The organism is Rhizobiales bacterium NRL2, assembly GCA_001664005.1.
GTDB lineage: Bacteria > Pseudomonadota > Alphaproteobacteria > Minwuiales > Minwuiaceae > Minwuia.
The window spans coordinates 3,490,901-3,503,284 of record CP016093.1 but is presented as its reverse complement, the minus strand read 5'-3'; the positions used below and the strand labels follow the sequence as shown (position 1 = coordinate 3,503,284).

General features: G+C 69.2%; 13 protein-coding genes. 9 read left to right on the top strand and 4 right to left on the bottom strand.

All coding sequences use genetic code 11. The features are described 5' to 3' along the window. Window positions 1–55: 55 nt before the first annotated feature. Both TEF_16275 and TEF_16270 read right to left on the bottom strand, forming a co-directional pair. Window positions 56–997, bottom strand: a complete 942-nt coding sequence (locus TEF_16275) for a cobalamin biosynthesis protein CobD (GenBank protein ID ANK82169.1) — start codon at window positions 995–997, stop codon at window positions 56–58. Continuing rightward, complete coding sequence (locus tag TEF_16270; protein ID ANK83552.1) at window positions 994–1,971, bottom strand: threonine-phosphate decarboxylase; 978 nt, start codon at window positions 1,969–1,971, stop codon at window positions 994–996. The genes TEF_16275 and TEF_16270 overlap by 4 nt, the downstream gene beginning before the upstream one ends. Window positions 1,972–2,237: 266 nt before the next feature. Here TEF_16270 and TEF_16265 point away from each other — a divergent pair, with 266 nt between their 5' ends. The 8 genes from TEF_16265 (at window position 2,238) to TEF_16230 (ending at window position 9,781) form a co-directional block, all read left to right on the top strand. Further along, window positions 2,238–3,269 (top strand): sirohydrochlorin cobaltochelatase, encoded by a 1,032-nt coding sequence (locus tag TEF_16265; GenBank protein ID ANK82168.1) that lies wholly within the window; start codon window positions 2,238–2,240, stop codon window positions 3,267–3,269. Window positions 3,270–3,274: 5 nt separating this feature from the next. Next, window positions 3,275–3,910 carry a precorrin-8X methylmutase gene (locus TEF_16260; protein ID ANK83551.1) on the top strand — a complete coding sequence of 212 codons (636 nt, stop codon included), beginning with the start codon at window positions 3,275–3,277 and terminating at the stop codon, window positions 3,908–3,910. After that, on the top strand, window positions 3,907–5,112 hold the full coding sequence (locus tag TEF_16255) for a precorrin-6Y C5,15-methyltransferase (protein ID ANK82167.1): 1,206 nt from the start codon (window positions 3,907–3,909) through the stop codon (window positions 5,110–5,112). Before TEF_16260 ends, TEF_16255 begins: the two co-directional genes overlap by 4 nt. Continuing rightward, window positions 5,109–5,807, top strand: coding sequence for a precorrin-2 C(20)-methyltransferase (locus tag TEF_16250; protein ANK83550.1), 699 nt, complete (start codon window positions 5,109–5,111; stop codon window positions 5,805–5,807). The genes TEF_16255 and TEF_16250 overlap by 4 nt, the downstream gene beginning before the upstream one ends. Continuing rightward, window positions 5,804–7,588, top strand: a complete 1,785-nt coding sequence (locus TEF_16245; protein ID ANK82166.1) for a precorrin-3B C(17)-methyltransferase — start codon at window positions 5,804–5,806, stop codon at window positions 7,586–7,588. The genes TEF_16250 and TEF_16245 overlap by 4 nt, the downstream gene beginning before the upstream one ends. Beyond that, entirely contained in the window at window positions 7,585–8,346 is a 762-nt protein-coding gene (locus TEF_16240; GenBank protein ID ANK82165.1) for a precorrin-4 C(11)-methyltransferase, read from the top strand. Before TEF_16245 ends, TEF_16240 begins: the two co-directional genes overlap by 4 nt. Window positions 8,347–8,499: 153 nt before the next feature. Continuing rightward, window positions 8,500–8,712, top strand: coding sequence for a hypothetical protein (locus tag TEF_16235; GenBank protein ID ANK82164.1), 213 nt, complete (start codon window positions 8,500–8,502; stop codon window positions 8,710–8,712). A gap of 187 nt (window positions 8,713–8,899) precedes the next feature. After that, entirely contained in the window at window positions 8,900–9,781 is an 882-nt protein-coding gene (locus TEF_16230; GenBank protein ANK82163.1) for a haloalkane dehalogenase, read from the top strand. Window positions 9,782–10,137: 356 nt separating this feature from the next. Here TEF_16230 and TEF_16225 read toward each other — a convergent pair whose 3' ends face one another. Both TEF_16225 and TEF_16220 read right to left on the bottom strand, forming a co-directional pair. Beyond that, entirely contained in the window at window positions 10,138–10,908 is a 771-nt protein-coding gene (locus TEF_16225) for a short chain dehydrogenase (protein ID ANK82162.1), read from the bottom strand. Beyond that, window positions 10,908–11,888: a hypothetical protein gene (locus TEF_16220; protein ID ANK82161.1), complete on the bottom strand. Its 981-nt coding sequence runs from the start codon at window positions 11,886–11,888 to the stop codon at window positions 10,908–10,910. Before TEF_16220 ends, TEF_16225 begins: the two co-directional genes overlap by 1 nt. A gap of 199 nt (window positions 11,889–12,087) precedes the next feature. On the opposite strand from TEF_16220, the gene TEF_16215 reads away from it, so the two are divergent. Beyond that, window positions 12,088–12,366, top strand: a complete 279-nt coding sequence (locus tag TEF_16215) for a hypothetical protein (protein ID ANK82160.1) — start codon at window positions 12,088–12,090, stop codon at window positions 12,364–12,366. Window positions 12,367–12,384 lie beyond the last annotated feature (18 nt).

Sequence of the window (12,384 nt, the reverse complement as noted above, 5' to 3'; positions counted from 1 at the left end):
CAAGCCGGGGATGACATACACCGGCAGGAGTCTGCTCTCTGGATCACTTGCGTAGCTACAGGATCAACGCCCCCAGGATCGCGAACGCCAGCAGGATCGCCCAGGCGCGCCAGTAGAGGTCGAGGCTTTCCCGGATGTCCCGGGGCGTGGCTTCCTGACGGCCCTCCGGGTTCATCCACGGATCGTCGATGAACTGCCCCGCATAGGTGCGCGGCCCGGCCAGGGCGAGGCCCAGTATTCTCGCCGCCGCCGCCTCCGGCCAGCCGGCGTTGGGGGAGCGGTGTCCGCGCGCGTCGCGGATGGCGGCCTTCAATCCCCGCAGTTTGAGGTCGGCCAGCGCGAACAGCGCCGCCGTCAGCCGCGCGGGAATGAAGTTCATGGCGTCGTCCAGCCGCGCCGCGGCCCAGCCGAAATCGCGGTATTTGGTATTGCGGTGGCCGATCATGCTGTCGGCGGTGTTCACGGCCTTGTAGGCGATCAGGCCGGGCAGGCCGCCGACAATGAACCAGAAGGCGGGCGCGATGACGCCGTCGGAAAAGTTCTCCGCGCCGCTCTCGACCGCGGCGCGCGCCACGCCGGCTTCATCCAGGCTCTGGGGGCTGCGCCCGACAATGCGGCCGACTGCGGCGCGTCCCTCGTCCAGCCCCCGGTCAAGGCCACGCGCGACGTCGCCGACATGGTTCATGAGCGAGCGATGGGACATGAGGATCGCGGCGGAGACGGCGGCGATGATGTCCGCGAGTGGCAGGGTTTCGAGAGCCAGACCCAGCATGACGCTGCCGGCGACGATCAGCGCCGTCGCCATGATCCCGGCGATCTTCTGCTGGCGCGGTGCATCCGACGGGCGGTTCAACCGCCAGTCGAGCCAGCCGATGACCCGCCCGACGGCGACGATGGGGTGCATGATCCGCGACCACAGCCATTCCGGTTCGCCCAGCGCGGCGTCCAGGGCCAGCGCGATGGCGAGCAGCAGCAGGATATGGCCGGGATCGCTCATGACGTGAGAGCCGTCTCGATCTGGCGCCAGCCGGCTTCGTCGGGCGGGAGGCCGAAACGGAGCCAGTCGGGCGCGTAGCCGAAGGGGCGGACGTGGACGTGATGCGCGGCGAAGCGGGTCAGCCAGCCGCCGGTGTCGCCGGACCTTGCGGTGACGAACAGGTCAGTGCCGCCGACGATCTCGAAACCCGCGTCCTCCAGCAGGTTCCGGAACCGCGCCATTGCCGCCGCGAGATCACGCCGGGTTGCTTCGATCCAGGCGGTGTCGGCCAGGGCGGCGGCGCCCGCGAACAGCGCCGGCCCGGATACCGCCCAGGGCCCCAGCGTGCGCGCAAGCCGCTCGGCTGCGTCTTCGGCCGCCACGGCGAAGCCGAGCCTGAGCCCGGCGAGGCCGAAGAACTTGCCGAAGGAACGGAGCACGATGACGTTCTCCGGCAATTTCTCCGGACAGAGAGACAGCGCCGGCGTGACGTCGCAGAAGGATTCGTCGACCACCAGGAAGCCGACCTGGCCGGCCAGATCCAGCAGCCGCGCCGGTTTCGTCCGTCGGCCGTCGGGGTTGTTGGGATTGACCAGCACGGCGGCGTCTGCGCCCTCCAGATCCGCCACGTCCGCGACGTCCCGCGGCGCCCGGCCGCTGTCGGCGAAGCGGCCGGCATGCTCGTTGTAGGTCGGCGCGAGAACGCGCGCATCGCGGCCTTCCGCCAGAGCCGGCATGATCTGGATCAGGGCCTGTGCGCCGCCTGCCGGGACGATGCGGTTGCCGGAGTGGACGCCATAGGCCGTGCGCGCCGCCGCGACAAGCGTCTCGACGTCGGCCCGTTCGGGCAGGGCCGTGAGAAAGCGCTGCGGGATTTCGGGCATCGGCCAGGGATTCGGATTGATGCCGGTCGAGAGATCGAGCCAGTCGGCCCGGCCGCCGCCGAAGCGCGCCATCGCCGCCGCAAGGTCCCCGCCATGTTCCCGCCTGCCCATGGCTGTCTTGAAGCGCGCGCGGCCGGTTCCGGTCAATGCGATATCTTCGACAATCGCCGCCGCCGCCCGGATTGCGTTTGCCAGCACGGGGCCGGCTCCGTTATGAGGGGCGCTCGGATGGCGCCCCGGCAGGGGCTGGAAACGACTCCGGTGCGGTCGACCCAATCAGGGGGCCAAGTCCGGAACCGTCCAGCTGTCAGCCGGCCCGTGAAGCGGGCCGGTCCCCGCCCGTGGCGTCCGTGAACCGCGGGAAGGGGACGATCGTTATGACCAGCACTCTGCCGGACAAGACCGGGATCATGATCTGCGGCCATGGCAGCCGCGATCAGCGCGCCGTCGACGAGTTCGCCCAGCTGTCCCACCGCCTGCGGGAGCGGTTTCCCGACACGCCCGTGGACTATGGCTATCTGGAGTTCGCCACCCCGGTGATCCGCGACGGTCTGGACGCCTTGCGCGAACGCGGCGTCGAAAGGGTGCTGGCGGTGCCCGGCATGCTGTTCGCGGCCGGCCACGCCAAGAACGATATCCCGTCTGTCCTGAACACCTACGCCGCGCAGAACGGGTTGGAGATCGCCTATGGGCGGGAACTGGCGGTCGATCTGAAGATGCTGCAGGCCGCCGGCGACCGCGTGGCCGAAGCGCTGGCTGCGGCGGGCGGCGATGTCCCGCGCGAGGAGACGCTGCTGGTCGTGGTCGGCCGCGGCGCCTCCGATCCGGACGCCAACTCCAACGTCGCCAAGATGGCCCGGATGCTCTGGGAAGGCATGGGCTTCGGCTGGTGCGAGGTCGCCTATTCGGGCGTTACCTTCCCGCTGGTCGAACCGGCCCTGGAGCACGCGGTGAAGCTCGGCTATCGCCGAATCGTCGTCTTCCCGTACTTCCTGTTCACCGGCATCCTGGTGGAGCGGATCTACGGCTACACCGACCAGGTCGCGGCGCGCCATCCCGGCATCGAGTTCGTCAAGGCGGGCTATCTCAACGACCATCCGAAGGTGATCGACACCTTCGTCGACAGGGTCCACGAGATCGTCGACGGCGCCAACCTCATGAACTGTCAGATGTGCAAGTACCGCGCGCAGGTGCTGGGTTTCGAGGCGGAGGTCGGCCTGCCGCAGGAAAGCCACCACCACCATGTCGAGGGGATCGGTTCCGGCGACGGCGGCGGACATCACCACCATCACGAACACGCCCATGATCACGACCACGATCACGGCCATTCGCATGACCACGGCCATCATCACCCCTATCCCCATGCCGATCACCCGCTGGGGCCGCGCAGCATGAAGAAGACGGGGTGAGCATCGTGGCGCTCGACTACGAGCGGGACCCGCAGGCGATCTACGACCGTTCCTTCGCCACCGTGGAGGCCGAGGCCGATCTCTCCGGGCTGCCGGCGGCGCTCCGGCCGGTCGCGGTGCGTCTGATCCACGCCTGCGGCATGGTCGAGATCGTGCCCGATATAGAGGGCTCTGATGACCTGGTGGAGCGCGCCACGGCAGCGCTCCGCCGCGGTGCGCCGGTGCTCTGCGATTGCGAGATGGTCCGCGCCGGTGTCATCCGCCGCCTTCTGCCGGCGGAGAACGAGGTGCTGACGACGATCGCCGCGCCCGAAACCCCTGCGCGGGCGAAGGAAATCGCCAATACCCGCTCGGCTGCGGCGGTTGAGCTGTGGCGGCCCCGGATCGAGGGCGCGGTGGTGGCCATCGGCAACGCGCCGACGGCGCTGTTCCACCTGCTGGAACTGCTGGACGAGGGCTGGCCGCGGCCGGCCGCGATCCTGGGCTTTCCGGTCGGCTTCGTCGGCGCGGCCGAATCGAAGGCCGAACTGGCGCGTGACCCGCGCGGTGCCCCGTTCCTGATGCTGCACGGCAGGCGCGGCGGCAGCGCCATGGCCTCGGCGGCCGTCAACGCGCTCGCCATCCTGGCGGCGCGGCCATGACCGCGCCCTGGCTCTCCGTCGTCGGCGTCACCGAGGAAGGCACGGCCGCGTTGCCACCGTCGTCGCGGCGCCTGGTCGATGATGCCGAGGTGCTGATCGGCGGCGAACGGCATCTGGCCATGTTTCCCGAGGATGGCCGGGAACGTCTGACCTGGACCCGCCCGCTGAAGCATCTGGCCGAACGCATCGGCGAGTTCCGCGGCCGCCGTGTGGCCGTGCTGGCGACAGGCGATCCGCTCAACTTCGGCGTTGCCGCCAAGCTGCTGCGGCATGTGCCGATCGAGGAGATGGTGATCGCGCCGTCGCCGTCGGCCTTCAGCCTGATCGCCGCGCGCATGGGCTGGTCGCTGCCGGACGTCGAGTGCATCAGCCTGCATGGCCGCCCTGCCGACCGTTTCCGCGCCTGGCCCGCTCCGGGGCTCAGGATCATCGCGCTTTCGGGCGATGCGGAGACGCCGCCGCAGGTCGCGAAGATGCTGGCAGAGGCGGGTTACGGCCGGAGCCGCATGACTGTGTTCGGCCATGTCGGCGGGCCGAGGGAGAGCCGCAACGAGGCGCTCGCCGCCGAATGGGGACCGGCCATCCCGGACCTCAACACCATGGCGGTCGAATGCGTGGCCGATCAGGGCCTTGCGCCCGTGCCGCGCACGCCGGGCCTCGCCGACGATCTGTTCCGTCACGACGGCAAGATGACCAAGCGGGAGGTCCGCGCGATCACGCTCGCGAAGCTCGCGCCGCATCGGAATGCGTTGCTCTGGGACGTGGGCGCCGGCTGCGGCTCGGTCGCCATCGAGTGGATGCGCGCCGCGCCCGAGGCGAGAGCGGTCGCGCTGGAGCCCGACGCCGGCCGTCGGGCCATGGCCGCGGACAACGCCATCGCGCTCGGTGTGCCCGAACTCGAACTGATTGACGGTCGCGCGCCTGCTGCGCTGGCGGGCCTGCCACGGCCCGACGCGATATTCGTGGGCGGCGGGGTCTCGGACCCCGCAGTGATCCCCGCCTGCCGGGAGGCGCTGGCGGCGGGCGGGCGGATCGTGGCCAACGCGGTCACGCTGGAAGGACAGGCCGAACTGCAGCGCGCCTTCCGGGACCATGGCGGCGAGCTGGTGCGCATCGCCGTCGAGCGCGCCGCGCCGGTCGGGACCATGACCGGTTGGCGGCCGGCCATGCCGGTCATGCAGTGGTCGGCGGTGAAACGGTGACGGGGCGGCTCTACGGTGTCGGCGTCGGCCCGGGCGACCCGGACCTGATGACCTTCCGCGCGCATAATGTCATCGCCGCGTGTGCGGTGGTGGCCTTCGTCCATGCGGAGGGCCGCCCTTCCAGGGCCCGCATGACGGCCGATCCGGCGGTTCCCATTGACGTCGAGGAGATCGCCTTCGCGCTGCCCATGCGGCCCGAGCCCGAAGCGGCCGCCGCGGTCTACGACAAGGCAGCGGAACGGATCGCGGACATTCTGGAGCGCGGGACCGACGTGGCGCTGCTGTGCGAGGGCGACCCGCTGCTCTACGGCTCCTTCATCCAGTTCATGGATCGTCTCGCCGGGCGCTGCGAGGTGGAGATCGTGCCGGGCCTGCCCTCGATAGTCGCTGCAGCGGCCGCGGCGCGCCTGCCGCTGGTGCGTCGAAACGAGGTCCTGACGCTGATCCCCGCCACCCTGGCCGAACCCGAGCTCGCCGCGCGGCTGGCGGTGGCGGATTGCGCCGCGATCCTGAAGACCGGCCGCCACCTGGACAAGGTGCGCCGCGCGCTGGCCGAGACCGGCATGCTTGAAGGTGCGGTGGCGGTGCTGGAGGCGTCGATGCCGGCCGAGAAGATCGTCCCGCTGGCGGAGTGGACGGATGAGACCCTGCCCTATTTCGCGTTGATCATCGCGCATCGGAGCGGCCCGAAATGACTCCTGCCATCATCGTGCTGGATGAGAATGGCGCGGCGCTGGCCCGGCGGCTGGCGGCCCAGCTCGGGGCTGAGGTCCACGGGCTGGCAGGCCGCGTTGCCGAGGCCGATCACCGGTTCGAGCGCGTGGCCGAACACGTCGCTGCGCTCTTTCTCGCCGGCCGGCCCGTGATCGGAGTCTGCGCCGCCGGCATCCTGATCCGCGCCCTCGGGCCGCACCTCACGGACAAACGCGCGGAGCCCCCCGTGCTGGCCGTCTCCGGCGACGGGGCAAGCGTCGTCCCATTGCTTGGCGGTCACCGCGGCGCCAACGAACTGGCCCGTCGGATCGCCGGGGTGGTCGGCGGTCACGCGGCACTGACCACGGCGGGGGAGGCCGCCTTCGGCGTGGCGCTGGACGCGCCGCCTGCGGGCTGGCGGCTGGGCAATCCGGCAAACGCGAAGAGCGTGATGGCGGCGCTCGTGGCCGGCGGCGGCGCGGCCGTCGAGGGCGAGCTGCCCTGGCCAGCCGACGCCATCCCCGCCGGCGATGCCGTGCGGCTGATCGGAACCCACGCCCCGGTGGCCGGTGACGACCGGACGCTGGTCTACCATCCGCAGCGGCATGTGATCGGCGTCGGCTGCGCCCGGGACTGCCCGCCAGAGGAACTGCGCGATCTGGTGGTGTCGGCCCTGGCCGGCGCGGAGGTCGCCTCGGGGGCGGCGGCCTGCATTGCCTCCATCGATATCAAGGCCGACGAGGCGGCGATCCTGGCGCTGGCGGCCGAACTCGACCGGCCATTCCGGCTTTTCGACGCGGCCACGCTGGAGGCCGAGACGCCGCGCCTTGCCAACCCCTCCGACGTCGTGTTCGCCGAGGTCGGCTGTCACGGCGTCGCCGAGGCCGCGGCCCTGGCCGGCGCGGGACCCGAGGGCATTCTGGTGGTCGAGAAGCGGAAATCGGCGAACGCCACGGTCGCGGTCGCCCGCGCGCCGGCGGCGCTGGACGCTGACCGGATCGGCCGCCCGCCGGGCCGGCTCGACGTCGTCGGCATCGGGCCGGGCACGCCGGCCTGGCGGACACCGGAGGCCGTCCGCCTGATCGCCGCCGCCGACGAAATCGTCGGCTACGGCCTCTATCTCGACCTCATCGCCGACATTGCGCCGCGCGCCCGCATGACCGCCTTCCCGCTGGGCGAGGAGACGGCGCGCTGCGCCTGGGCCCTGGAACAGGCGGGGAAGGGCCGGCGGGTGGCGCTGGTCTCGTCTGGCGACGCCGGCATCTACGCCATGGCGGCGCTGGTGGAGGAACTGGTGGCCGAGGGGAAGGTCTCCGACGCCGCCCGCCGGGTCGCCGTGCATGTCAGCCCGGGCATCTCCGCGCTGCAGGCCGCGGCCGCCCGGATCGGGGCGCCGCTGGGCCATGACTTCTGCACCGTCTCCCTGTCGGACCTGCTGACGCCCTGGGCGACGATCCGCGCCCGCGTCGAGGCCGCCGCCGCCGGGGACTTCGTCGTCGCCTTCTACAATCCCGTCTCGCGCCGTCGCCGCCATCAGCTCGCCGAGGCGCGCGAGATCCTGCTGACCCGCCGCCCGCCGGAGACACCGGTCGTTCTGGCGACCGACCTGGGCCGCCCGGCGGAAGCCGTCCGCGTCACCACGCTGGGGGCGCTGAGCGTCGACGAGGTCGACATGCTGACCGTCGTGCTTGTCGGCTCCACGGCCAGCCGGACCTATCGCGCCGCCGGCCGGACGCGCGTCTACACACCGCGCGGCTATGCCGCCAAGGAGGAAAGCGCATGACCGTCTACTTCATCGGCGCCGGTCCCGGGGATCCGGAACTCATCACCGTCAAGGGCCTGCGGCTCATCCGGTCCTGCCCGGTCTGCCTCTATGCCGGTTCGCTGGTGCCGCGTGCGGTCGTCGAAGCCGCGCCCGAGGGGGCAGCGGTGATGGATACCGCGCCCATGACACTGGATCAGATCGTCGCCGAGCTGCAGGCGGCCGACGAAAGGGGGGAGGACGTCGCCCGCGTGCATTCCGGCGATCCGTCGCTCTACGGCGCCATCGCCGAGCAGATTCGCCGCCTCGACGCACTCGGCATCGATTGGCAGGTGATCCCGGGCGTGCCGGCCTTTGCCGCCGCCGCCGCCGCCATCGGCAAGGAACTGACGGTGCCGGAGATCGCCCAGACGGTGGTGCTGACCCGGACGTCGATGAAGGCCTCGGCGATGCCGCCCGGGGAGGATCTGGACACCATCGGCCGCACCGGCGCGACGCTGGCCATCCATTTATCCGTGCGCAATCTGCGCGAGGTCGAAGCGCGATTGACGCCGCATTACGGCGCCGACTGCCCCGTCGTCGTCGCCTATCGCGTGGGCTGGCCGGACCAGCAGTTCATCCACGGCACCCTGGCGGACATCCGCGCCAAGGTGCGGGCGGCCAAGATCACGCGCACGGCGCTGATCCTGGTCGGGCCGGCGCTCGCAGCCCACGGCTTCAGGGATTCCGCGCTTTACGACGCCAATCACGCCCACGTCCTCCGGACAGGCCGCGGCTGATCTGTTCAGGCGCCTCAGAGCGGGCTGACGGCCTGCTCACAAAATTGTGTCATTATATCATTTCGATATATATTGATTTGCTATTTCGCCCACCCATATCGCGGTTATCGACGGATTAACCAGCGGGCCCGAAGGCCCGCGAGCGAGGGTAGAATGAAGCGCATCGTTGCTGAACATCTGGGTCTGTGGCTGATCGCCGGCGTCATGTTCGCTGGCCTCGGCGTCGCTTCGGCCTGCGACGACACCGTGGGCACGGCCTCGGCGAAGGAGCGGGTCATGACCCCGCGCGCCGCCCAGACCATGGTCCAGGATCCCACCGGCCAGTTCATCGGCTACCGGCCGGCGATGGCCGTCGGCGCCATGTAGCCTGTTCCCGATCACCGGTCCCCTGCCGGAACGCGATCGAATCCGTTCCGGAACTGGGCGGATGCCATCCCTCCCTCCGAACCCTTGGCATCCGCCCTTTTTTTCCTGGCTGTTCGCCGCGGTCCGGCTTGACCTCCGGCGCAGGACGCACGAGTTGTCAGATCGAACGCTCAGGAGGGACGAGATCATGGCGCCATCGGCAGACGAACATCCGAAGCAGTCGGTCACTGTCCATGGCCGCAAGATGGCATTTGTGGAGATGGGCGAAGGCGATCCGATCGTCTTTCTTCACGGCAATCCGACATCCTCTTATCTCTGGCGGAACATCATGCCCCACGCCGCCGGGCTGGGCCGCTGCATCGCGCCGGACCTGATCGGCATGGGCGATTCCGAGAAGCTGCCTGACTCCGGACCCGACCGTTACCGCTTCGTGGAGCATCGCCGGTATCTGGATGGCTTCCTCGAGGCCGTGGGCGTTGAGCGCAACGCGGTCTTCGTCATTCACGACTGGGGTTCGGCGCTGGGTTTCGACTGGGCCAACCGCCATCGCGGGGCGGTGCAGGGCATCTGCTACATGGAGGCCATCGTGCGCCCCATGGACTGGGACGAGTTCAACCAAGACGCTCGTCCGGTCTTCGAAGGTTTCCGTTCGGAGGCCGGCGAGAAGATGGTGCTGGACAAGAACACCTTCGTCGAACGCGTGCTGCCCGGATCGGTGCTGCGCGGCCTGACTGAGGACGAAATGGCCGTCTATCGCCGGCCCTTCGCGGAGCCCGGCGAGGGTCGGCGGCCGACGCTGACCTGGCCGCGGCAGATTCCGCTCGACGGCGAACCAGAGGACGTGGTCGCCATCGTCGGCGACTATGCGGACTGGATGGCCGCGAACGAGCTGCCGAAGCTTTTCGTCAATGCCGAGCCCGGAGCGATCCTGATCGGGGCGCAGCGCGAGTTCTGCCGAAGCTGGAAGAACCAGAGGGAAGTCACCGTCAAGGGCAGCCATTTCGTCCAGGAGGACAGCCCCGAAGAGATCGGCCAGGCGCTGGCCGGCTGGCTGCGGGAGATCCGCTGAACGCCGGGCCGGATGCCAGTATGACAGGCATGCAACAGAAAAAGCGACCCGCCAGTATCCCCCAATTCTGTGGATAACCCTGTTGGCGGTTTTCGGGGCGCTCCACTATCACACCGATTTTATTGCGCTTTCCCTACGTTGCACAAAAAATATGCAATCAAAATAACATATTGATATTATTGGATAAATTTTATCGAGAAGGGGGAATATGACGCGATTGTGGCGTGATCGCCGGGATTCCGCGGGTTTGGCGGGAAGGGCAACGTCGGTGTGAAAGAATTCCGCCTGTGTCAACCGGAACCTTCCGCGAAAAGACAAAGATTTCACTGCTGTCACATTCGCCGCGCAGGCGCGCTTCAGCCGTCCAGGCTGTCGTCGCCGGCCCGCGCCGGCGGCCACGGAATGTGCTGGCCGCCGTCGAGCGCAATCATCTGTCCCGTCAACGAGGGCGCCGAGAGGATGAACCTGACGCCCTCGGCGATTTCCTCCGGCTCGGCGCCACGGCGGAGCAGCGTCGAACGCCATTGCCGCTCGAATTGCGCATCGGTCTGGCGTTCGTTGGCCAGTACGGGACCCGGCCCGATGGCGTTCACCCTGATCCTGGGCGCCAGGCCCATGGCCAGGGTGCGGGTCAGCATCTCCAGACCCGACTTGCTGAGGGTATAGGACATGAAGCCCGGCGTCGGCTTCCAGACCCGCATGTCGATCAGGTTGATGATATTGCCCCTGCGGTCTTCCGGCAGGGCCGCGGCGAAGCCCTGGGCCAGGAACAGCGGCGCACGCAGGTTGACCGCCATGTGGCGATCGAAGCTTTCACGGCTGACGCTGCGAATGTTGTCGTTTTCGAACAGCGAGGCGTTGTTGACCAGCACCTCGACCGGGCAGCCGAGCCGTGCCGCCGCGGCAGCCGCCAGGCCGGTTACCGCGTCGTGATCCGCCAGATCGGCCTGCAGCGCCGCCGCGCGGCCGCCAGCCGCCTCGATTTCGCGCACCGTGGCCTCGGCCTCCGCCTGCGAGCCGTTGTAGTGGACCGCCACGGGGCGGCCGTCCGCGGCCAGAGCGAGGGCGATGGCGCGGCCGATCCGTTTCGCGGCGCCGGTGATCAGGGCCGCGCCCGCCGTCGTCATCAGCCCCCCGCCATCTTGTCGATCGGCATGCCGGAGAGGCCGGCGAACTGCGCCCACATATAACCGCCGTAGCCGAGGAGGAAGACAGCGCCCGCCGCGCGTCCGATCGGTAGCCGCGCGAAGGCCAGCGGGAACAGCAGCACGGCGCAGATCAGCATCACCCAGACGTCGAACAGCATCACCTGAGGCGGCACCGGCACGGGCGCGACCATGGCGGTAATCCCCAGGATACCCAGGATGTTGAACAGGTTCGAACCGATGACATTGCCGATGGCGACGTCGCCGTGGCGGCGCATGGCGGCGACGATGGATGTCGCCAGCTCCGGCAGGGATGTTCCGAGGGCGACCAGCGTGATGCCGATGACCGTTTCCGACAGGCCGGCGGCCAGCGCGATATCGCGCGCGCCGTCGACGAGCAGACCGGAGCCGGCGACCAGACCGGCCAGCCCGAGGACGAGCAGGGCGGCGATGGCCATCCCGGAACGGGGCACGCCTTCGCTCAGTTCCTCGACTTCCTCGGCGAACTCGCCGGCGCCCGACTTCCGGGCGCTGCGGTAGGCGCTGGTGAGGAAGACGATCAGCAGAACGAACAGGCCCAGCCCGCCCCAGAACATCAGGGCGTCGAACGCCATCACGCCGATCAGGATGACGGTTGCGCCGAACATGGCCACGCCTTCCCGCTTCATCGTGGAGCGTTCGCAGAAGAACGGCGCAATCAGCGCCGGCGCGCCGACGACCAGCAGGATATTGGCGATGTTGGAGCCGACGATATTGCCGATGGCGATGGCCGGGGCGTCATCCAGCACCGCCTGGACGCAGACCAGAAGTTCCGGCGCCGAGGTGCCGAAGGCGACCACGGTCAGTCCGATGATCAGCTTGGAAACCCCCAGACGGTCGGCCAGCGTCACGGCGGCGCGGACCAGCGCCTCGCCACCCAGCAGGAGCAGGATCAGGCCCGCGGCGACCATCAGATACATCATGCGTTGCTGGCTTCCCGGTCCATTTTTCTGGCGATCGGCATTGCGCGATGCGCTCCCCTCGACTGGCTTATATAGCGACGAACCTTGCGGATTGAACCGCAGATTGCCTTATGTGACAGAGAGTTCGGTGAGTGTTCGCCGTTGACGTGACGGACGCTATAGTGACCGCTGAAGACAAGCATCGATTCGGAGTGGGGTCATGCCTTTCGTTCGAAGCCTGCTGTTTCACGCCGCGAGACGGATCGCCAGCGATCCGGCCATCCGCGCGAAGGCGGCAGAAGTGACGCGCGACCATGTACTTCCCGCGGCCCGCGGCGCTGCCCGCCGGACCGGGGAGACCGTACGCCGCCAGTCGGAGGCGTTGCGCGCCGACATTGACTTCGTCGAGATCACGGCCGCGCCCGAGACGCCCCGCACCGAGAGGGCCGGGCGCATCGCCCGGCGTGTGCTGGAGCGCATGCGGGAACCGAAGGACTGACGCCGCCTTTTGACCGGG